Here is a 20,932-nt window from a genome sequence, read left to right as displayed (position 1 = left end):
CTCTGAGGCGAAAAATTATCGCTTCTGCACGCTGGTGGGAATGTCTAAAGTGCCATTCAAGACAAACCACCCCACGCGAACCTTCCCATGCCAGAACCCATCCGTGCCCTGCAGTCCGCCGTCATCCGCGAGGTCGGCCTGCGCGATGGCCTGCAAAGCATCCAGACCGTGCTGTCCACCGAGCGCAAGAAGGAATGGATACGCGATGCCTACGCTGCCGGCCAGCGCGAGATCGAAGTCGGCTCCTTCGTCCCTGCGCGCCTGCTGCCCCAACTGGCCGACACGGCCGAGCTGGTGGCCTATGCCCGAACGCTGCCGGGCCTGTTCGTCTCCGTGCTGGTGCCCAACATGCGTGGTGCCGAAAGCGCCCTTGCCAGCGGGGCCGACCTGATGCTGGTGCCGCTGTCGGCCAGCCATGCCCACAGCCTGGCCAACCTGCGCAAGACGCCCGATGAGGTCGTGGCCGAGGTGGCCCGCATGCGTGCCGCACGCGATGCTGCAGGTTCGAAGATGCTGATCGAAGGCGGCATTGGCACGGCCTTCGGCTGCACGCTGCAGGGCAGGGTGGAGCCGGCCGAGGTGCTGCGCTGCATGCAGGCCCTGCTGGACGCGGGGGCCGACCGCGTCAGCCTGGCCGACACCGTGGGCCATGGCGGGCCGGGCCAGGTGCAATCGCTGTTCGAGCAGGCGCGGCGCATTGCGGGCGAACGCTTTTGGTGCGGCCACTTCCACGACACGCGCGGCCTGGCCCTGGCCAATGTGCATGCCGCACTGCAAACCGGCGTCACGCGCTTCGACGCCACGCTGGCCGGCATCGGCGGCTGCCCCCATGCGCCCGGCGCCAGCGGCAATGCCTCCACCGAAGACCTGGCCTTCATGCTGGACACCATGGACATCGACACGGGCTTGGACATCGAGGCCCTGCTGCGCCTGCGCGCCAAGGTGGCCGCCTGGCTGGCCGGCGAAAGCCTGCACGGCGCGCTGTGGCGCGCGGGCTTGCCGCGCAGCGTCAAAGCCGACGCAGCCCCTGCCGCTGCATGAACCCCTTACCTTCCCACGAGCACACCTGTATGGCCACCGAACCCCTGCTGCCGCTGTCCGGCATCCGCGTCATCGAATTCACCCACATGGTCATGGGCCCCACCTGCGGCATGATCCTGGCCGACCTGGGCGCCGAAGTCATCAAGGTCGAGCCACCGGGCGGCGACAAAACGCGCACGCTGCCCGGCCTGGGCATCGGCTTTTTCCGCAGCTTCAACCGCAACAAGAAAAGCGTGGTGCTGGACATCACCACCGAAGCGGGCCGCGCCACCGCTGCCGAGCTGGCCGCTGGCAGCGATGTGGTGCTGGAGAACTTCCGCCCCGGCCTCATGCAGTCCCTGGGCCTGGACTACACCACGCTGTCGCAGCGCGCGCCCGGTCTCATCTACGTCAGCCACAAGGGCTTTCTGCCCGGCCCCTACGAAAAGCGCCTGGCGCTGGACGAGGTGGTGCAGATGATGGGAGGCCTGTCGTACATGACCGGCCCCGTGGGCCGGCCGCTGCGCGCGGGCACCAGCGTCAACGACATCATGGGCGGCATGTTCGGCGCCATCGGCGTGCTCGCCGCCCTGCGCGAGCGTGAGCGCACCGGGCGCGGCCAGGAGGTGCAAAGCGCGCTGTTCGAGAACTGCGTCTTCCTGTCCTCCCAGCACATGCAGCAGTACCTGATGACGGGCGAGGCACCGCCGCCCATGCCCTCGCGCGTATCGGCCTGGAGCGTCTACGACGTGTTCACCCTGGCCGGTGGCGAGCAGCTGTTCATCGGCGCCGTCAGCGACAAGCAGTTCGCCACCCTGTGCCGCGTGCTGGACCGCGCCGACCTGCTGCAGCGCCCCGAATACGCCGACAACGCCGCCCGTGTGGCCGTGCGCCCCCAACTGCTGGCCGAGCTGGGCTCCATCCTGGCCAGCCATGAATCGGCCCGGCTCGCGCCGCAGCTGGAGGCCGCAGGCATTCCCTACGCGCCCATCACGCGGCCCGAGCAACTGGTGGACGACCCGCACCTGCGCCAAAGCGGCGGCCTGGCTTCCATGCAGACCGAAGACGGCGGCCAGACCGACGTGGTGCTGCTGCCCCTGCTCATGAACGGCCACCGCCCCGGCGTGCGCATGCCGCTGGCCGGGATTGGCGAGCACACCGAAGAAATCCTCGGAGCCCTTGCATCACGGACCTGACAGCCATCCCCGGGCGCCGAAGGCCGCAGAAAAACCACCCCGGCGCGCATGAGACAACACAAAAAGGAGACAACCCCATGCACTCGTCCCATCCCACCCGCCGCCGCACCCTGCTGGCCCTGGCCGGCGCATCGCTGGGGGCCGCTGCCCTGGGCGTGCGCGCCCAAAATGGCACGCCGCTGCGCGTCATCCTGCCCGTGGGGGCCGGCTCGGGCGCCGACACCATCGTGCGCTCGGCCCAGACTGCGCTGGTGCGCTCGCTGGGCGGCCAGCCCGTGGTCATAGAGAACCTGCCGGGCGCGGGCGGCATCACGGGAACGCAGATGCTGGTCAAGGCGCCGGCCGATGGCAACACCATCGCCTTCATCTCCAACAACCACGCCGTCAACCCCAGCGTCTTCAAGAAGCTGCCCTACGACAGCCTGGCCGACATCACGCCGCTGTCCATCGTCGGCGGCTCTCCCTTCGTGCTGGTCGTCCACCCCAAGGTGGCGGCGCGCAATGCGCGCGAACTGCAGGCGCTCATGAAGGCGCGGCCCGGCGACCTCAACTACGCCTCGTCCGGCAACGGCACCATCTTCCACCTCGCGGCCGAAGTCTTTCTGGACGCGGCCGGCACCACGGCGCGCCACATTCCCTACAAGGGCGTGGGCCAGATGGTGGTGGACCTGCTCAGCGGGCAGGTGGACTTCGGCGTGATCGCCGTGGGCACGGCGCAGGCGCACCTCAAATCCGGCGCGCTGCGTGCCATCGGCATCATGGGTCGCGAGCGCGTGGCGTCGCTGCCCGATGTGCCCACCGTGGCCGAACAGGGCTTTCCCGGCGTGGACATCGCCGGCTGGGTGGCCGCCATCGGCCCCAAGGGCATGCCGCCCGCCCAGGTGCGCCGCCTGCACGACGGCATCGCCACCGCCTTTGCCGACCCCGAGGTCAAGGCCGGCTTTGCACGGCGCGACGAATACACCGTGCTCAACAGCCCCGAGGCGGCAGCCCAGTTCCTGCGCTCCGAGCAGGAACGCTTTGCGCGCCTGGTCAAGAAGGCCAATGTCGTGTTGGAGTAAGTCCGGATGGCCCTGGTCTGGTCGGCTGTATCCCTGCGGGCGAAGTTTCTGAACGCGCTGCTGCCTTGCGCGCAAGGCCCCACGGCCGCGCAGGCAGTCTTCAGATGGGTGTGAAAAGGTCCGGGTGGTACCGCTTTGCCGACATGCCCGAGGCATGGTCGATTCATGGGCATCGTTGACATGTACTGGCAGGGTGGATATCTTTGATATATCCAAAGGAGTTGAGTATGCCGACCCGCACAAACGCCAACCAGATTGCCTTCCGCTACCGCGCAGTGGACAGCGCCACCGGCGTCACGCGAGAAACCGCCAAGCGCCTGGCCGAGCATCTTGGTGTTGATGAAACGCAGGCGATACACCGTGCGCTGCATGAGCTTGCCGTACGCATGCTGCCGCAGTACGAGGCGGATGACGGCCCCTTGACGGCAGCCCAGGTCAGGCAAATCAAGAAAAAAGTGCCGCAAGGTGAGCAACGCTCGGTGAAGTCGAGCTTGTTCGACTTGGAGACGCTGTGACCGCACCTTGGTGGGATGAGCCCACGGCGGGCGACATCGTCTGGTGCTATTTCCCGCAAGACATCATTCCCGGGCCCAAGCCTCGGCCCGCGCTGATCCTGGTGGTCTTCGATGACGATGCTCCGCAGTTCACGGTACGAGTCGCCTACGGCACCAGCCAGCGCACTACCACGCTGTACAAGGGCGAGTTCGCCATCCTGCGCGAGCGCAATCCCGTGGCCTATGCGGCTGCCGGGTTGAGCTATGACACGAAATTCAATCTCAAGCAGGCCCTGGATCTGCCGTATACGGCAGAGTGGTTTGCAGTGCCGCCTGCAGCTCCCCATGGACAGACGCCCAAGTTGGGAGTCCTGCATCCTTCCCTTGTGCGCGCGGTGCAGGCCGCTTATCAGGCAGTGTCCAAATAAGCAGGGTCCTGCCACGGCCGCCGGGCCTGTCCTGTGTCGCAGGTGCCTTGCCCGATGGGAATCAACAAGCTGATGGTGGACAACGGCAAGGAGTTCACGTACGCCTTGTCCGCAGGCAATGTAAGCCGGGTGCAGCCATCAGACGATGTTGCAGAACCCACGTCCACTTCTCCCAATTTCCCCCCAGATTGGTCGCAAGAATTCCTGTGCAACTCCAGGAAAAGACCATGATTGATTTCTCGCAAACCAACGCTTCACGCATTCGCCCGGCACTGGTGCTGGCGCTGGCGGCCTTCGCGGCGGCCTGCAGCCATGCGCAGGGCCACGGGGGGCACGGCAATCCGCCGTCGCCGCCGCCCGAGGCCTATACGGCCTGCCAGGGCAAGGCCGAGGGCGACAGCGTGACGCTGACCATGCCCGATGGCAAGACGCTGGCCGGCACCTGCCGCAGCCTGAACGGGCAGCTGGTGGCCATGCCGGCTGGAGGGCCCGGCGCAGGTGGGCCGCCGCCCCATCCGCAGCAGTGATCGCGTGGCCCGGCGGGCCACGCCGCCGGGCTGTCTGCAACCCCACGGGCCTGCGCACAGGCCCTCATGAAAAAGCCATCCCCATGAACCACTCTCAAGATGCCCACGACCTGGGCCTTCAGCACGATCTGCAAGTCATGGCGCGCCGCCTGTTCGACCGGCGCCGCATGCTGGGCCTGATGGCCTCTGGCGGCGCCGTGGCGCTTCTGTCCGCCTGTGGCGGCGGTGGTGATTCCAGTGATTCGACAGGAACCGGTACGGGCACCGGAACCGGAACAGGAACAGGAACGGGCACAGACACGGGTACGGGCACAGGTACTGGAACCACGACCGGCACCTGCATGGTCGATCCCACGGAAACCGAAGGCCCTTACCCCGCCGACGGCTCCAACGGCTCGCGCGGCAGCCTGGTCAACGTGCTGTCGCAAAGCGGCGTGGTGCGCAGCGACCTGCGCAGCAGCTTTGGCGGCATGAGCGGCACGGCTGCGGGCCTGCCGCTGACGCTCAAGATCACCCTGGTCAACGTCGGCACCAACTGCAGCCCGCTGGAAGGCTATGCCATCTACCTGTGGCATTGCACCCGCGAGGGCGAGTATTCGCTGTACTCCACCGACCTGCTCAACCAGAACTTCCTGCGCGGCGTGCAGGCGACGGACAGCAATGGCGAATGCACCTTTGTGACCATCTTCCCGGGCTGCTATGACGGGCGTTGGCCGCACATGCACTTCGAGGTGTTCCGCAGCCTCAACACGGCCGGCAGCTACACCAACAAGCTGCTGACCTCGCAGATGGCCATGCCCAAGGACGTGGCCAGCGCCGTCTATGCCGGTGTCAGCGGCTACAGCGCCAGCGTCTCCAACCTGTCGCGGGTCAGCGTGACATCGGACAATGTCTTCGGCGACAACACCAGCGAGCAGATCGCCTGGCAGACGCCCACCTTCACCGGAGACACCACCAATGGCCACACCGCCACGATATCCATCGGCATTGCCGTCTGACGCAGCAACTGAATGAGCCTCCGCCTCCCGCGCCTGAAGCTGCAGCACAAGGCCTTCTTCGCCCTGGCCGTGCTGCTGGTGGCCCTGCTGCTGGTGTTTCTCGGGTTCTCGCGCCTGGGCCTGCAACGGGGCCTGGGCCCGTACATGGCCGAGGTGGAGCTGACCGGCATGGACGGGCTGGCCGAGCGGCTGGTGCAGCACCACGAGCAAAACGGCGGCTGGGATGCGGCGCGCGCCAACCCCGGTTTCTGGCGCGACATGGTGCGCCCGGGCGCAGGCATGGGCCGGGGCTTTCCTGCGGGCGAGCCCGGGCCACGGCCCCCCATGCCCATGCCCATGCCGGAGCCGAGGCCTGGTTTTGAGGGAAGCCACGGTCCGGGGCCTGGCCCGGAGTTTCCGCCGCCACCTGGGCCGGAAGGCGGAGAGCGTGCCGATCGCTCAGATCGATCAGATCGCTCCGACCGTACAGACCGTACAGACCGCCCCGGCCCGCCGCCGGACCGCCCCTTCGGCGGCCCGTGGGCGCGCGTGGGCCTGCTGGATGCCCAGGGCCAGCTCATCTCCGGCATGGCGCCGCAGCCCGGTGCGGCGCACCGCGTTCTGCGCGCCGCCAACGGGCAGGCCATTGGCGAGATCGTGCTGTCCCCCGTGCAGACCGGGCAGGGCATGCAGCGCGACCTGGACCGTGCCTTCCTCGCGCAGCAGATGGGTTTTGTGGCCTGGACCGGGCTGGCCGGCCTGCTGCTGGCGCTGCTGCTGTCGGCCTGGCTCACGCGGCGCTGGCTGGAGCCGCTGACCGCCTTTGTCGACGGCCTGCGCGGCATTGCGGCCGGGCGGCTGGACACGCGCGTGGCCATCAGGGGCGATGCGGAACTGGCCCGCCTCGCGGAAACCTTCAACGACATGGCCGTGCAACTGGCCACCATGGAGGCCTCGCGCCAGCGCTGGCTGGCCGACGTGGCGCATGAGCTGCGCACACCGCTGTCCACCATGCGCGCCGAGGTCGAGGCCGTGCAGGACGGCGTGCTGCCCATGGACGACCGCATGGCGCTGCGCCTGCACCGGCAGATCATGCGGCTGATACGGCTGGTCAGCGACCTGCGCGTGAGCCTGGACGACCCGCAGGCCCTGCACGGCTCGGGCCATGTGCCCGTGCATGTGCTGACCCTGCTGGGCGAGGCGCTGGACGGCGCGCGGCCCGGCTTCGAGCAAGTCGGCATCGGCCTGGACCGCTCCACCGTGGACCAGCTGGCCGCGCGCGTTCCGCCGCCGCTGGTGCAGGGCGACCCGCACCGGCTGCACCAGGTGTTTGCCAACCTGCTGGAAAACAGCCTGCGCTACACGGCTGCGGGCGGGCGGCTGCAGGTGTCTGCCGAAATCGTCCAGTTGCAGGGCCGCAGCATGCTGCAGCTGTGCTGGGACGACACGGCTCCCGGCGTGGCCAGCCAGCACCTGCCGCGCCTGTTCGACCGCCTCTATCGCGTGGACGCCTCCCGCGTGCGCGACGGCGACGGCCTGGGCGGCTCCGGCCTGGGGCTGGCCATCTGCCGCACCATCGTCCAGGCCCATGGCGGCAGCATCGAGGCCGCTGCCTCGCCGCTGGGCGGCCTGCGCATCACGCTGTGGCTGCCCTTGCTGGAAAATCCCGCGCCATGAAGCCTGCCCGCATCCTCCTGGTCGAAGACGAAACCGACATGGCCGCCATCGTCATCGACTACCTGCGCCATGCAGGCTACGAAGTCGAGCACATCCGCCACGGGCGCGAGGCGCTGGACCGCATGCTGCGCTCCCCGCCCGACCTCACCGTGCTGGACATCATGCTGCCGGGGCTGGACGGCCTGGACATCCTGCGCCAGTTCCGCCCCCACAGCGCCAGCCCCGTCATCCTGCTCACCGCGCGTGTCGAGGAAATGGACCGCCTGCTGGGCCTGGAGCTCGGTGCCGACGACTACATCTGCAAACCCTTCGCCCCGCGCGAAGTCGTGGCCCGCGTCAAGGCCGTGCTGCGCCGCAGTGCCGGCCCCGGCCCCGCTCAGCAACGCCTGACGCTGCTGCCCGAGCAGGGCCGCGCCATGCTCAACGGCAGCGTGCTGCCGCTGACCAAGCGGGAGCTGACCTTGCTGCAGGCCCTGATGCGCCAGCCCGGCCGCCTGTACTCGCGCGCACAGCTGCTGGAGCTGGCCTGCGCAGACACGCTGGACGTGAACGAGCGCGCCATCGACAGCCACATCAAGAACCTGCGCAAGAAACTCAAGGCGGCGGACGACCGCCATGAGTGGATTCGCTCCGTCTATGGCGTGGGCTTTGCGTTCGAGCCCGATGGCGGTTCCGACACGCGGGCGCAGTGAAGGCCCGGCGAGGGCAGGGAGCAGCCCCTACCTCGACTCGTCGAGGTGCTCCATGAACGTGGTGCCCGTGTAGCGGGAGCGGAACAGGCCGGCCTCCACCAGGCGCGGCACCAGTTGCTCCAGCACGCAATGCAGGGACTCGACGGAGCCGCCGGGCGCGGCCAGAAAGCCGTCGATGGCGCCGGCGGCGCTCCACTCGGTGATCTGCGCCACGGCATCGTCCACCGTGCCGACCACCTGCCAGTGCGCGGCGGAGAGGATTTCCGGCCGCTGCAGCAGCTCGTCGATGCGCAATGACTCGCGTTCCATCAGGCGCCTGAGCAGGCCCGCATGCGTGCGGCTGGACGGGGTTGCAACGGGCGGCGGAAGGTCGGCTGCGGTGATCGGCCGGTCTGCGGGCCAGTCCGTCAGGTCCAGGCCGACCATGGCCTTGATTGATGCCAGCTTGCGGCCCCTGTCCATCCGGCCGTGCGTCTGCTGGAACATCTCCCGGGCCTGCTCGCGGGTGTCGGCCAGGTACAGGCTCAGGCCGGGCAGCAGGCGCACATCCCGCGCCTGGCGGCCATGGCGCTGTGCGCGCCGAGACAGGTCCCGGCGCAGCTCCAGCGCCGCGTCCAGGTCCGGCGTGGGCGCGAAGACGATGTCTGCCACCGATGCTGCAAAGTCGCGCCCGGTGCTGGATGCTCCCGCCTGCACCAGCGGAATGCGCGGGCCGCCGAACTCCGGCAGGTTCAGCGGGCCGCGCACCTTCAGGTGCGGTCCCTCGTGGTCTATGGGGTGGACCAGCGAGGCGTCGGCGTAGCGGCCGCTGTGCCGGTCGATCTTCAAGGCCTCGTTGGGGAAGCTGGCCCACAGCCGGCGCACCACGTCGGTGAACTCTGCGGCCCGCGCATAGCGTTCATCGGCATCGGGCATGGCCTGCAGCCCGAAGTTCTCGTGGCCCTGCAGGGCCGTGACGATGTTCCATCCGGCGCGGCCGTTGCTGATCCAGTGCAGCGACTGCAGCTGGCGCGCCACCGCATAGGGCGGGAAAAACGTGGTCGATACCGTGGACACCAGGCCGATGCGCGAGGTCTCGCGCGCCAGCGCGGCCATCAGCACCGTGGGGTCCAGGCTGGCGAAGCCCGCGCCCGTCTCCAGCGCCTCCATGGGCAGAAAGCTCACGTCCGGGCGGAAGACGAAGTCCAGGTGCGCGGCCTCGGCGCGCCGGGCCAGGTCCAGGGCGAAGTCGCTGGAGTACAGCCCTTCGATATTGCTGCCGGGCCGCCGCCAGGCGTCGCCGCTCAGCCAGGTGGGGGCCAGCGAAAGGCCGATGTGCAGGGGTTTGCGGGGTGTCATGTCTGCTGTCATTCCCATCTCAGAACGTTCCGCGCACGCCCACGCCGATCATGCGCGGCGCGGTCATGCTGGCCTCGATGCCGCCGATGCCGCGGTTTTGCTGCAGGTACGTCGGTGCGCGCCTGTCGAACACGTTCTTGATATAGCCGCACAGCTGCACGCGCGCGCTGTAGGCATAGGTCATGCGCAGGTCGGCGATGGTGTTGGAGCCGACCGCATAGGCGCGCGTGTTGGCGGTATCGGAGTAGTAGCCGTCCAGGTGGCGCACCTGGCCGGAGACATTGAACCGGGGGCTGGCGTCCCAGCTCACGCCCAGGCTCAGGTTGTAGCCGGGCGAGCGGGCGAAGCGGTTGTGCTCGTAGCCGGGGTTGCTGCCCATCTCCTCGATGCGGGTGCGCAGCACGCCCACGCCGGCCTTGATCCGCAGGTTGTCCAGCGCGCGGTAGTCGGCGCCCAGCTCGAAGCCGTAGGCATGGGCCTTCTCCGCGTTGATGGTGTAGGACTGGGCCACGCCCGGGGAGATGACCACGGGGATGTTGTACTGCGCATCCCGCATGTCCATGTAGAACAGGTTGGTGTTGAGCATCAGCCGGTCATCGAGCAGGCTGGCACGGCTGAACAGCTCGTAGTTCCAGATCGACTCCTTCTTGAAATACGCCCATTGCCGGCTGGTGAGGTTCAGCGACACACCGCCCGGGTTGTAGCCCCGGCTGACCAGCGCGCCCACGGTCCAGCGCGGTGTGGCGGCATAGGCCAGGGACAGCTTGGGCAGCAGTGCCGAGAAGGTTTTCGTGTAGTCGAGGGCGGTGGGTGCCAGCACCGAAGTGCCGGTGCGCACCACCTCGTCCTGCTGGTAGCGCAGGCCGCTGGTCAGGGTCCAGCGGTCGGCCAGGCGCCAGTTCAGCTCGCCGAAGACGCCCAGGTTCTTCTTCGTGTCGTCGAAGGCGGACAGGCCGCGCAGCAGCAGGCTTTCGTCCGTGCCGGTGCGCGCGTAGTAGACGCCGCCGAAGCCGCTCAGGCGGTCCTTGTCGCTGCCCACCAGGGCGCGGAACTCATTGGAGACATTGTTCTGGCGGATATCGGCATCGCCCTCGCCGGGAATGCCCGTGTAGCGCTGCACGGACGAGCGCGAATACTGGGACTGGTTGACCAGCCGCACGCCGTTGCCCAGCTCGTAGCTGAGGTCGAGGATGCCGGTGTCGGTCTTCTGCTTCCAGCTGGGCATGGTCGTCGTCCAGTGCTCCAGCGCGGTGAACGGAGCGGACGCCGCCTCCTGGCTGGGGCGGTTGCTGTCGTTGTGGGAATAGGTGAACTTGGCCTCCAGGCCCGGAACGCTGCTGGGCAGCCACAGGAACTTCATGCGTGCGTTCAGCGCGCGGAAATCCTGATCGGCCTGGCCCCGCTGGAACTGCGGATTGGTGTAGTCGATGAAGGTATCGCGCCCAGAGTAGTCCACGGCCAGTCGCGCGGCCAGCTCCTCGCCCACGGGGCCGGAGACGGCGATGGACGCTCGCCGCGAGTGGTAGTCGCCCGCCTCCAGCTGGTAGGCCCCTTCGCGCTTGAAGCTGGGGTCCTTGGTGTTCACGACGATGGCGCCCGCAATGGCATTGGCACCCTGCGAGGTGGTCTGCGGGCCGCGGAACACCTCGATGCTCTCCACATCCCAGACCGAGGTCGCGCCGAAGAACATCTGGTTGTAGTTGAGGTAGTGCCCGTCCAGGTTGATGGTGGCGCGCGGCACCGTGCCGCCCCAGAAGACGTTCTGGCCGTTGTTGGGGCCCTGCGTGTCCTGCCCGCGGATGATGGGCGCGCCCACCGTGTCGGTGTAGACCACGTTGGGCACGTCGTGCAGCACCTCGTGGACCGAGGCATTGCCGGACTCCTGCCGGGCCAGGTCCTTGCCGGCCTTGACCGACACGGAGGAGGCCGTGTCCTTGAGTTCGCGCCTGACCTTTTCTCCGCTGACCACGACCGCTTCAAGCGCGTTGGATTCCCCCCCGGAACCCGATGTGCCCTGAGCGAAGGCGCCGGCCGGCGCCATCAGGGTAGAGAGTGCGATGGCGCCCGCCCGGGACGGGAGCCTGCGATGGAAACACAGCTTCACAGCATCTTCCTTTGATGAGAATGATTCGTATTTTTCAAAGGTCGCCATCATGCATTGAAATTCCACAGTAGGGAATGCATTCCCACATGCGGAAGAAAAAAACAGCGGCGAAATGGTGTGCGCGCACCTGTGCAGAGCCTTCGGCAGAGCCGGTATCATCGACACCGGCGGCGCCTGCGCCCCCACCTGCGATGCGCCTGGTACAGGCAAGAAAGCCCAGCCCTTGAAAACAACAACACCTCAGACGACAGCCGGCGAGAAGCGCTCCGGCACCATCCAGTCCGTCTCCATCGCCACCCGGTTTCTCATGGTCCTGGCCAAGGCCGAAAGCGAGCTGGCGCTGGGCGAGGTGGCCCGGCGAACGGGAACGGGGGGCTCCACGGCCCACCGCTACCTGCAAAGCCTCGTCAAGGAAGGCCTGGCCAAGCAGGACCCCGCCAGCGGCCTTTACGACCTGGGCAGCGCGGCGCTGAGCATCGGCATTGGCGCGCTCAAGCGTGTGGATGCGGTGGAGATTGCGGCGCAGCGCATGAAGGCGCTGACGCACAGCCATGCGCTCAGCGGCGGCGTGGCCATCTGGACCGACCGCGGGCCGACCCTGGTGCGCTGGTACCGCAGCGCCTACTTCTCGATCAACCCGCTGGCGCTGGGCGACATCCTGCCCATAGACAACACCGCCTGCGGCCTGGTGTTCCAGGCCTTCCTGCCCAAGGCCACCATCGACGCCGCACGGCGCCAGCAGCCCGCCCATTTCCGTGGCAAGCCGCCGGCCAAGGCCGTGCTCGACGAAGTGCGCGAGCGCTGCTGGTCCGAGATGACCAGCCACCTGCTGTCCAACGTCACGGGCCAGGCGGCGCCGGTGTTCGATGCGCAGCATGAAATCGTCTGCGCGGTCACCACCGTCTCGGACCTGGGCCAGCTCAAGTCGCCGCAAGACCGGGTCGCGCTGTTCCGCGAGGCCAGCCTGATCAACCAGTCCACGGGCGGGCGGGCCTTCAGCGCAGATTCGCCTTGAAAGCCGCGCCGGGAAGAATGCCCGGGCGCCTCAGTTCCCTGCGGCGCGCTCCACGGCATTCACGGCCCTGCGCCCCCTGGGCACCACCAGGGGCGTCCCCGACACAGGGTCTGCCATGATCACGGCCGGCAGGCCGAACACCTCCTGCACCAACTGCTCCGTGAAGATCGCCCCGGGCGCGCCCTGCGCGGCAATGCGCCCGTCGCGCATGGCGATCAGGTGCGAGGCATAGCGGCAGGCCTGGTTGAGGTCGTGCAGCACCGCAACCACCGTGCGGCCGGCATCGTTGAGATCCGCCAGCAGCTCCATCAGCTCGATCTGGTGGGCGATGTCCAGGAACGTCGTGGGCTCGTCCAGCAGCAGGATCGGCGTCTGCTGCGCCAGCACCATCGCAATCCACACCCGCTGGCGCTGGCCGCCTGACAGCTCGTCCAGCAGGCGGTCGGACAGCGCTGCCACATCGGTGGCCTGCATGGCCTCGGCGACGGCCTGCTCATCCGCGTCCGTCCACTGCCTCAGGAAGGATTGATGGGGGTAGCGCCCCCGCGCCACCAGGTCCGCCACCGTGATGCCATCGGGCGCCATCGCGCTTTGCGGCAGCAGGCCCAGGCGCCGCGCCACCTCCTTGGCGGGAAATTGCGAGATGTGCCGGCCATCCAGGATGACCTGCCCGGCCACCGGCACCAGCAGCCGCGACAGCGCGCGCAGCAGGGTGGACTTGCCGCAGGCATTCGGCCCCACGATGACGGTGAAGGAGCCATCGGGAATGGCAAGGGACAGGCCCTGCGAAATCGTGCGCTCGCCGTAGCGCAGCGTCACCGCATCAGCACTCAGGCGCTGCGTCATGGCCGGTCATTTCCCACAATCGATAGGTCCTTCGGTGTTTGCAATGTGGAATGAATTCTACAATACGGAATATGCTGAAGACGCCGCCCTGGCGCCTGGCCCCGTCGCTTCGGATCGAGATGAACAGACTCCAACTTGCCGCCCTGGCCGTGCTGGCCTGTTTCGCATGGTTTCCACGCGCCGCCGTTCCCGTGGCGGGCGCCGCACCGCATACGTCGGATACATCGCATGCGTCACATACATCGGATACGCCGGCTGCAGCACACGCAGACCACGCACCGCTGCCCCGGCGCATCGTCTCCACCTCTCCCAGCGTGACCGGCATCCTGCTGGCCATCGATGCGCCGGTCGTCGCGACCGCCGCGACCACGCCCAGCCGCATGACCGACGACAAGGGCTTTTTCTCGCAATGGGCCGCGGTTGCCGACAAGCGCGGCGTGCAGGTGCTCTACCGCAACCTGCAATTCGACATCGAGGCCGCCATCGGCGCCAGCCCCGACCTGCTGGTGGCCTCCGCCACCGGGGCCGACAGCGTGGCCCAGCACCGCACCGAACTGCAGGCGCAGGGCGTGCCCATGGTCGTGGTCGACTACTCCAGCCAGTCCTGGCAGGACATCGCCACCGAGCTGGGCCGCATCACGGGCCATGCGAAGCAGGCCGCCGCAGCCATTGCCCGCTTCGATGCCCATGTGGCGCAGACCGCCGCCTCCATCACGCCCCCGGCCCAGCCGGTCAGCATCGTCGCCTACAACCTGGCCGGCAGCTACTCCATAGGCCGCACCGCCAGCCCCCATGCGCGGCTGCTGGCCGCACTGGGCTTCAAGGTGGAGGGCCTGCCGCCCGCGCTGGCCGCCCAGGTCACACGCGCCTCGGACTTCGAATTCATCTCCCGCGAGAATCTCTCGGCCGCCATCACCGGCGACTCCGTCTTCCTGCTCGGCGCCTCGCAGGGCGATGTGCAGGCCTTCCTGGACGATCCGCTGCTGGCCAACCTGCCCGCCGTTGCCGGGCGGCGCGTCTATCCGCTGGGCCCGACCTCGTTTCGCATCGACTACTACTCGGGGCAGCAGATGGTCGACGCCGTGGCAAGCCATTTCCGCTGAGCCATGCGTGCACGGCTCCAAGGCGCGGCGGCGCGGCCTGCCTCGCGTGCTCCGCGCGCTCCCCTGCACTGCAGGCGTTGGCTGGGCCTTGCAGGCGGGCTGCTGGCGCTGGCCATCATCGCCGTGCTCGGCATCACCGTCGGCTCGCGCGACATTGCGCTGGCCGACATCCTCGGCGCGCTGCGGGCTCCGGACCTGCGTGATGACCAGCACCTGATCGTCAGCCTGCTGCGCATGCCCCGCACCGTGGTGGCCATCCTGGCCGGCATGGCGCTGGGCGTGGCCGGCGCGCTCATGCAGGCCGTCACCCGCAATCCCCTGGCGGAGCCGGGCCTGCTGGGCGTCAACGCGGGTGCGGCGCTGGCCGTGCTCATCGGCATGACGGCCTTCGGCCTGACGTCCGTGCTCCAGTACGTCTGGTGCGCCTTTGCCGGCGCGGGGTTGGCGGGCGCTGCCGTCTTCGCGTTCGGCCAGTCCCGGGGCGCGGGCGCGCACCCGGTGCGCCTGGTCCTGGCCGGGGCCGGCCTGTCGGTCATGCTCACCTCCAGCGCCGGCATCATCCTGCTCAACGCGCCCCCGGAAGTCTTCGACGGCTTCCGCCACTGGGCGGCCGGCTCCCTGGAGGGCAGCGGCTATGCCAGCGCTGCCGTGCTGGCGGCCGCCGTGGCGGCGGGGCTGGCGGCGGCCTGGGCCATCGTCGGCCAGCTCAACGCCATGGCGCTGGGGCATGACGTGGGCCTGGCGCTGGGCGTCAATGTGCGCGCCACCGCGCAACTGGCCTGCCTGGCGGTCATGCTGCTGGCCGGGGCCGCCACGGCGGCCGTGGGGCCCATCGCCTTCGTCGGCCTGGTGGCGCCGCATCTTGCACGCCTCTCGTGCGGGCCGGACTACCGCTGGATACTGCCGCTGTCCGCGCTCTACGCGGCGGTGCTGCTGCTGGGTGCCGATGTGCTGGGCCGTGTCGTCGCGGCACCTGCCGAAGTGGCTGCGGGCATCGTCGCCTGCCTGATCGGCGGGCCGTTCTTTGTCTGGGTGGCGTGCAGATACCGGTTGAGCAGGCTATGAAGACCTCCGTGAACACATCCGTTGTGCGCTGGGGAGCCTGTTCGTTTCTCTGGCGGCCCAGGCCGCTGGCCGTGGGCATGGCGCTGGTCGTGCTGGCCCTGGTGCTGGGTGTGCTGCTGCTGGGCACGGGAACCCTGTCCCTCAGCTCCGCCGAAGTGCTCGACAGCCTGCTGGGCACGGGCTCCAACCCCGCAGCAGAGCGCATCGTGCAGCGGGTGCGGCTGCCGCGTGTCCTCACGGCCGTCTTCGTGGGCGCGTCGCTTGGCATGGCGGGCGCCATCTTCCAGTCCATCTCCCGCAACGCGCTGGGCTCGCCGGACGTGATCGGCTTCACCACCGGCGCGGCCAGCGGGGCGATTGCGCTCATCGTGCTGGGTGACGCCGGGCCGCTGTGGACATCGCTGGCCGCCGTGCTGTCGGGCATGGCCACGGCGGCGGTCGTGCTTGCGCTGTCCGGGGGGCGGCGTGCTGGCGGCGGCTACCGGCTGGTGCTGGTGGGCATAGGCGTGGGGGCCACGCTCTCGGGCCTGAACACCATCTTGCTGGTCATGGGGGACCTGGACCGGGCCGTCGCCGCGCAGCGCTGGCTGGCCGGCTCGCTCAGCGCGCGGACATGGGCGCATGTCATACCCGCCGCGCTGGGCTTCATCGCCATCGTGCCCGTCGTGCTGTGGTGCGCCCGCCGCATCAACCTGCTGGAGCTGGGCGACGATGCCGCCACCCAGCTCGGCGTCAACGTGCCGCGCACGCGGCTCACCATGGTGATGGCTGCCGTGGCCCTGACCGCCATCGCCACCGCAGCGGCGGGGCCCATCGCCTTCATCGCGCTGGCCGCGCCCCAGGTGGCCAGGCGCCTGGGGCTGTCGCCCGACGTGCCCCTGTTCACGGCGGCAGCCATGGGCGCCGTTCTGCTGCTGGCGGCCGACATGCTCAGCCAGTGGGCACCCGTGCGCCTGCATCTGCCCATCGGGCTGGTGACGGGGCTGCTGGGCGGGGTGTATCTGCTGTGGCTGCTGTTTCGCACGCGCAAGGGATAGACGGACGGGCAAGGTGCAACGGGGCGCAGACCCAGTACCTGCGGGACTACCTGACGCCGCGCGCCGCCCCAGGCCCCACCACGGTGTACACATGCCCGGCCTCTTCGGCAGCCACCTTGGCCGCCTCGCTGCGGCGCACCTCCGCCTGGTCCTCGTACTCGCAGTTCATCACCCGGGCTTCACTGCCCGCGAACTCCGCCAGCGATTCAGCGCTGTTGCGAATGGTCACCAGCGCCTGCGCCACCACGTCCAGCCGCTGATGGCCCTCGGGGATCTCCAGCCAGGCCAGCGCCAACTGGGCCAGGGCGGAAACCTCGGCACAGCCTTGCTGCACGAAGCGGTCCATTTCGTGCAGCGCTGTTGCGAGCTTCTGGGCGTGGGTGTTTTCGGGGGGAGGGGATGGGGGGATGTGCCTCATGGGTTCGACTCTCCACGAAGCATTCCATTGGCGTCTGACATTGCATCTCCTTCAGAAAGGGATGATGCTTGCCGGTTTTTCTTGACGCAGATACTACGAGTTGCGTAGCTGATTGGCAGGGCGTTCAAGAAGATGGGGGCTGCCGGATGGACTTGAGGCAGGTGCCTACCAGTCACTACCTCCACAGTGCAGCCCCTCCCAATGGGGTATCTTGCCCGCAGTACGCATCGCCCCATGAGAGGCATCGCGGCTTAGAAAAATCGATACCAAAGGGGCAGCTGCGGAACGTAGGTGATCATTGCCATCACGACCAGGCACGCCATCAGGAACCAGCCCAGGTTTCGAAGCAGGTCGATGATCGGTACCTTGTTTGTTCGTGCCGCAACATAGAGGTTCGCGGCCAGCGGCGGCGTGAGCAGCCCGAGCTCGATGTTGGTCACCAAAATGATGGCGAAGTGGATCGGATCAATGCCGAACTTTGCTGCAGTCGGCGCCAGCAGCGGCCCCATGAGCAGGGTTGCGGCATTGGTTTCCATGAACATGCCGACGACCAGCAGGATGATGTTCACCACCAGGAGGAAGATGATCGGGCTGTCGGTCACCGTGGTAGCCCACATCGCTATCGACTGCGGTACTTGCTCCAGCACCATGGCACGGTTGAAGATGCTGGTGAAGCCGATGATCACCAGGATCGCCGCGGCGGACAGTGCGGCGCTCAGGAAAATCTTCTCCATGTCGCGCACGCGGACGGCCCTGCTCAATAGCGTGATCAGCAGCGCATAGAGCGCCGCCACCGCTGCCGCCTCGGTGGGCGTGAAGATGCCCGTGTAGATGCCTCCCAGCACCAGCACCGGCAGCATGAGCGCGGGCACGGCTCTCACGAGCACGCTGGTGCGCGAGCCGGGCTCGGCAGCGCAGTTACGGGCGGGTTCACCGGAATGCACTGTCGCCAGCTTTTCCCTGCCACCCGGCAGCACGCGGCGGGCGAGCGCGGCGTGCACGATCATGAAGGCCAGCATCATGACAATCCCGGGCCCGATGGAGGCCATGAACAGCTCGGTGATCGAGACTCCCACGATGGAGCCGTACAGGATCAACGGAATCGACGGCGGGATGAGCACGCCGAGCAATCCCGCAGACGCATTGAGCGCCGCGGTGTAGCCGGGCGAGTAGCCGCGTTCGATCATTTCCTTGCCGACAGTACTGCCCATCGCTGCCACAGTCGCCACCGACGATCCGGTGATGGCGCCCATCAGGGCGCTGGCCAGCACCATCACATGGCCCAGGTGGGCCTGTAGCCTGCCGATGAGTGCATCGCAGACAGCGGTGAGCTGCCGGATCAGCCCCCCATGACTCATGAGCTGTCCACCCAGCAGGAAAAGCGGAATCGCCAGAAGCGGAAAGACGGTAACGGTGTCATAGGTGATGGAGGGCAGCACCGACCAGTCGATGTTCCACCGTTCGGCATTGACCATCACCAACAAGGTGAAGGCCACACCGACGGGCACGCCTAACAACAGAATGAGGATGAGAGCTGGACCGATGATCATGGGTGTTCCTTGGCAACCGATGGTTGATTGGCTGCGGCACGGAGCAGCTCGGCCAAGGCATGCAGCACAACCAGCGCCATGCCGAGCGGGAAGAAGAAAGTGGGAATCGCGACAGGAATGCCCATATCGAGGCCTCGCTCGCCGGAGCTCAACGCGCTTTGAAAGAAGCCCAGTGCTGTCCAGAAATAGACTGCGCCGAAGACGATCATGGTGAGCGCCGTGAACACCCGACCGGTCCGGCGGACCCACGGGCGCTTGACCTGTTCGATGATGTCCACCGCGATGTGCGTCCCTGTGCAGGTACACATTGCTGCACCGACGAAAGTGAGTGGGGCCATGGCGTAGATGGCGATTTCACCGGCGTCGGGCAGGTGGAGACTGAAATACCTCACCGCCACGCTGAAGCAGATGCCCACCAGCATGGCGACAAGCGAGATGATGCAAATCCACTTCTCGGCCAGGAACGCGTGGCGTTCCACCGAAAAGAGCCACGTGCTGGCGCGTTTGCTGACGGACATGGGCCCCTCCTTCACTATTTGCGAGCAGCCGCAGCCTCTTGGCGCAGGGCAGCGATGCGTTCAGCACCGTAGGTATTCGACAGCTTTCCCCATACGCCCTGGCCTAGCTTCTCGAACTCGGCCATGGCCTGCGCCGATGGCCGGACGATCTTGATTCCACCGGCCTCGATCTTTTTCAGGAAGTCTGCGTTGAGTTGGCGGCTCTTTTCGATCTGCTTGCTGGTCACCTCGGCGGCGGTGTCGGTCAGGATCTTCTTTTCGGCCTCGGACAGCGCCGACCAGAACTTCGAGCTCGATGCCACCGTACCCATGGCATAGACATGGTTGGTCAGCGTCATGTACTTCTGTGTCTCGAACAGGCGCGATTCGTAGGTGATGCTGGCGCCGTTGTCCTGGCCGTCCACCGTCTTTTGCTGAAGCGCCGTGAACAGCTCGGGGAACGGCATCACAACCACCTGGGTGCCGGCTTCCTCGAAAAAGCCTTTGATCGCAGCCGACCCTGGAACCCGCAGCTTCAGGCCCTTCAGGTCAGCCGGCTTCTCCACCGGACGGCTGGAGTTGGTCACCGCGCGGAACTCGAGCTCGAAGAAGCCCAGCGTCTCGATGTTTTGCTTGGCCAGCGTCTCGCGCAGCGTCGTCTGCAGAACGCCCTTGGGGTTGTAGAAGATGGCGTCTACCTGCTTGAAGTCGGATGCGATGTAGGGCAGGTAGTGGATGTCAAGCAGCGGGTTCAGGCCGGCCAGCGAACCGGGGTTCAGCAGTGCCAGCTCCAACGAGCCGCGCGACAGCTCGCGCGCCTGTGCCTGCTCGCCGCCCAGTTGGTTGGCCGGGAAGACCATGATGCCGATCCGGCCCTTGGTGCGTTCGCCCACGAGCTTGGCGAATTCCTGCGCAGCCTGGTCCATGGTGCTGTTGGCAGCGAAGACATGGCCCATTCGGGCCTTGACTTGCTGGGCCATGGCCGGAATGGCGGTCAGTGTGGCGAGTGCGATCGCAGCGCCCGCTATGAAGTTGCGCTTTTTCATGGAGTCTCCTCTCAGTGTGGAAAAGTGAAGGTTCAGATGCCCCGTGCGCCAGAGGCGAGGAAGCCGCCATCGACCGGCAGGGTCACGCCGGTCACGAACCCTGCGTCCTCGGACACCAGGTACATCACGGCCGCTGCGATTTCGCCCACGGTGCCGTATCGGTTCATCGGTATCGCGTTCTCGTACTCCCGACGGAATTGCGCGGTGTGCAGCACACGGGTCATCGGTGTGTCCACCGGACCGGGCGCCACGGCGTTGGCCGTCACGCCCTTTTCGGCCAGCTCTACTGCCATTTGGCGGGTCAGCGCGATCACAGCGCCCTTGGAGGTGCCGTAGGCAGTCCGCCCGGTGCCGACGGCGCGCATGCCTGCCACCGAGGCGATGTTGACGATACGGCCCCAATGGTTTCGCACCATCAGGCGCGCTGCGCGCTGGCTGCACAGGAAGGTGCCGTTGACGTTGACGGCCATGGTGACCGCGAAGTTGTCGTCCGGAAATTCCAGGAAGGGATGGACCTTGGCGATGCCGGCCGAGTTGACCAGCACGTCGCAGCGTCCGTGGCGCTGCTCGATGGCGGCGAAGGCGCTGTCGACCGATTCGGCGACGCCAACGTCGATGGCCTGGGCCTCGGCGGTCGCACCGCCGGCGCGCAGGTCCGCGGCGGTGGTCTCGGCGGCCGTCTCGTCGCGGTCAGCGACGACGACGGCAAAGCCTGCGGCGGCCAGACGCCGGCAGACTTCGGCGCCGATGCCCATGGCGCCGCCGGTGACGACCGCGACGCGGTGTGGAGTGTGGATGGATGGCAAGACAGGTCTCCTGGGTGGTTTTGTGTGAATGGATC

The 20,932-nt window shown here is 67.5% G+C and carries 21 protein-coding genes; 13 read left to right on the top strand and 8 right to left on the bottom strand.

Going from position 1 to position 20,932, the window contains the following annotated elements:
• Positions 1-87 precede the first annotated feature (87 nt).
• From AAN986_RS16750 to AAN986_RS16710, 9 genes are all read left to right on the top strand, one after another.
• The gene (locus AAN986_RS16750; RefSeq protein ID WP_349335406.1) at positions 88-1,041 is read left to right on the top strand and encodes a hydroxymethylglutaryl-CoA lyase; all 954 of its coding nucleotides are present in this window, start codon (positions 88-90) and stop codon (positions 1,039-1,041) included.
• A 29-nt stretch (positions 1,042-1,070) separates the two neighbouring features.
• Positions 1,071-2,216, top strand: coding sequence for a CaiB/BaiF CoA-transferase family protein (locus tag AAN986_RS16745; protein WP_349335405.1), 1,146 nt, complete (start codon positions 1,071-1,073; stop codon positions 2,214-2,216).
• Between the two features lie 77 nt (positions 2,217-2,293).
• Entirely contained in the window at positions 2,294-3,277 is a 984-nt protein-coding gene (locus AAN986_RS16740; protein WP_349335404.1) for a tripartite tricarboxylate transporter substrate binding protein, read from the top strand.
• Between the two features lie 227 nt (positions 3,278-3,504).
• On the top strand, positions 3,505-3,792 hold the full coding sequence (locus AAN986_RS16735; RefSeq protein ID WP_016453658.1) for a hypothetical protein: 288 nt from the start codon (positions 3,505-3,507) through the stop codon (positions 3,790-3,792).
• The gene (locus AAN986_RS16730; RefSeq protein ID WP_043791292.1) at positions 3,789-4,199 is read left to right on the top strand and encodes a hypothetical protein; all 411 of its coding nucleotides are present in this window, start codon (positions 3,789-3,791) and stop codon (positions 4,197-4,199) included. The genes AAN986_RS16735 and AAN986_RS16730 overlap by 4 nt, the downstream gene beginning before the upstream one ends.
• A 227-nt stretch (positions 4,200-4,426) precedes the next feature.
• Entirely contained in the window at positions 4,427-4,726 is a 300-nt protein-coding gene (locus tag AAN986_RS16725) for a hypothetical protein (protein ID WP_016453656.1), read from the top strand.
• Between the two features lie 83 nt (positions 4,727-4,809).
• Positions 4,810-5,724 (top strand): intradiol ring-cleavage dioxygenase, encoded by a 915-nt coding sequence (locus AAN986_RS16720; RefSeq protein WP_047217301.1) that lies wholly within the window; start codon positions 4,810-4,812, stop codon positions 5,722-5,724.
• A gap of 12 nt (positions 5,725-5,736) precedes the next feature.
• Positions 5,737-7,380, top strand: coding sequence for an ATP-binding protein (locus AAN986_RS16715; protein ID WP_047217302.1), 1,644 nt, complete (start codon positions 5,737-5,739; stop codon positions 7,378-7,380).
• Positions 7,377-8,072, top strand: a complete 696-nt coding sequence (locus tag AAN986_RS16710) for a response regulator (RefSeq protein ID WP_012204984.1) — start codon at positions 7,377-7,379, stop codon at positions 8,070-8,072. Before AAN986_RS16715 ends, AAN986_RS16710 begins: the two co-directional genes overlap by 4 nt.
• 27 nt (positions 8,073-8,099) lie before the next feature.
• On the opposite strand, the gene AAN986_RS16705 is transcribed toward AAN986_RS16710, so the two are convergent.
• The gene (locus AAN986_RS16705) at positions 8,100-9,410 is read right to left on the bottom strand and encodes an NtaA/DmoA family FMN-dependent monooxygenase (protein WP_047217303.1); all 1,311 of its coding nucleotides are present in this window, start codon (positions 9,408-9,410) and stop codon (positions 8,100-8,102) included.
• A 19-nt stretch (positions 9,411-9,429) separates the two neighbouring features.
• The gene (locus tag AAN986_RS16700; RefSeq protein ID WP_241150314.1) at positions 9,430-11,379 is read right to left on the bottom strand and encodes a TonB-dependent receptor; all 1,950 of its coding nucleotides are present in this window, start codon (positions 11,377-11,379) and stop codon (positions 9,430-9,432) included.
• A gap of 358 nt (positions 11,380-11,737) precedes the next feature.
• Here AAN986_RS16700 and AAN986_RS16695 point away from each other — a divergent pair, with 358 nt between their 5' ends.
• Positions 11,738-12,529, top strand: a complete 792-nt coding sequence (locus tag AAN986_RS16695) for an IclR family transcriptional regulator (protein ID WP_156179765.1) — start codon at positions 11,738-11,740, stop codon at positions 12,527-12,529.
• 30 nt (positions 12,530-12,559) lie between these two features.
• Here AAN986_RS16695 and AAN986_RS16690 read toward each other — a convergent pair whose 3' ends face one another.
• The gene (locus tag AAN986_RS16690) at positions 12,560-13,375 is read right to left on the bottom strand and encodes an ABC transporter ATP-binding protein (RefSeq protein WP_047217306.1); all 816 of its coding nucleotides are present in this window, start codon (positions 13,373-13,375) and stop codon (positions 12,560-12,562) included.
• A 119-nt stretch (positions 13,376-13,494) separates the two neighbouring features.
• On the opposite strand from AAN986_RS16690, the gene fepB reads away from it, so the two are divergent.
• From fepB to AAN986_RS16675, 3 genes are read left to right on the top strand one after another with little or no spacing between them, the layout of a single operon-like run.
• Positions 13,495-14,478 (top strand): Fe2+-enterobactin ABC transporter substrate-binding protein, encoded by a 984-nt coding sequence (gene fepB / locus AAN986_RS16685; protein ID WP_047217339.1) that lies wholly within the window; start codon positions 13,495-13,497, stop codon positions 14,476-14,478.
• A gap of 3 nt (positions 14,479-14,481) precedes the next feature.
• Positions 14,482-15,543, top strand: coding sequence for an iron ABC transporter permease (locus AAN986_RS16680; RefSeq protein ID WP_047217307.1), 1,062 nt, complete (start codon positions 14,482-14,484; stop codon positions 15,541-15,543).
• Positions 15,540-16,580: an iron chelate uptake ABC transporter family permease subunit gene (locus tag AAN986_RS16675; RefSeq protein ID WP_047217308.1), complete on the top strand. Its 1,041-nt coding sequence runs from the start codon at positions 15,540-15,542 to the stop codon at positions 16,578-16,580. Before AAN986_RS16680 ends, AAN986_RS16675 begins: the two co-directional genes overlap by 4 nt.
• Positions 16,581-16,626: 46 nt before the next feature.
• On the opposite strand, the gene AAN986_RS16670 is transcribed toward AAN986_RS16675, so the two are convergent.
• The 5 genes from AAN986_RS16670 to AAN986_RS16650 all read right to left on the bottom strand — a co-directional run bounded on the left by AAN986_RS16670 (position 16,627) and on the right by AAN986_RS16650 (position 20,897).
• The gene (locus AAN986_RS16670) at positions 16,627-16,998 is read right to left on the bottom strand and encodes a hypothetical protein (protein WP_047217309.1); all 372 of its coding nucleotides are present in this window, start codon (positions 16,996-16,998) and stop codon (positions 16,627-16,629) included.
• A 251-nt stretch (positions 16,999-17,249) separates the two neighbouring features.
• Positions 17,250-18,548 carry a TRAP transporter large permease gene (locus AAN986_RS16665; protein ID WP_016453645.1) on the bottom strand — a complete coding sequence of 433 codons (1,299 nt, stop codon included), beginning with the start codon at positions 18,546-18,548 and terminating at the stop codon, positions 17,250-17,252.
• On the bottom strand, positions 18,545-19,066 hold the full coding sequence (locus AAN986_RS16660; RefSeq protein WP_016453644.1) for a TRAP transporter small permease subunit: 522 nt from the start codon (positions 19,064-19,066) through the stop codon (positions 18,545-18,547). Before AAN986_RS16660 ends, AAN986_RS16665 begins: the two co-directional genes overlap by 4 nt.
• Before the next feature lie 14 nt (positions 19,067-19,080).
• On the bottom strand, positions 19,081-20,091 hold the full coding sequence (locus AAN986_RS16655) for a TRAP transporter substrate-binding protein (RefSeq protein ID WP_046983537.1): 1,011 nt from the start codon (positions 20,089-20,091) through the stop codon (positions 19,081-19,083).
• A 32-nt stretch (positions 20,092-20,123) separates the two neighbouring features.
• A complete protein-coding gene (locus AAN986_RS16650; protein ID WP_016453642.1) occupies positions 20,124-20,897 on the bottom strand; it encodes an SDR family NAD(P)-dependent oxidoreductase in 774 nt (257 codons plus the stop codon).
• Between the last annotated feature and the right edge of the window lie 35 nt (positions 20,898-20,932).

Source organism: Delftia sp. DS1230 (assembly GCF_040112715.1).
Lineage (GTDB): Bacteria > Pseudomonadota > Gammaproteobacteria > Burkholderiales > Burkholderiaceae_C > Comamonas > Comamonas tsuruhatensis.
Note: the sequence above shows the minus strand (reverse complement) of the source record. Positions and strands in the feature narration are given on the sequence as shown.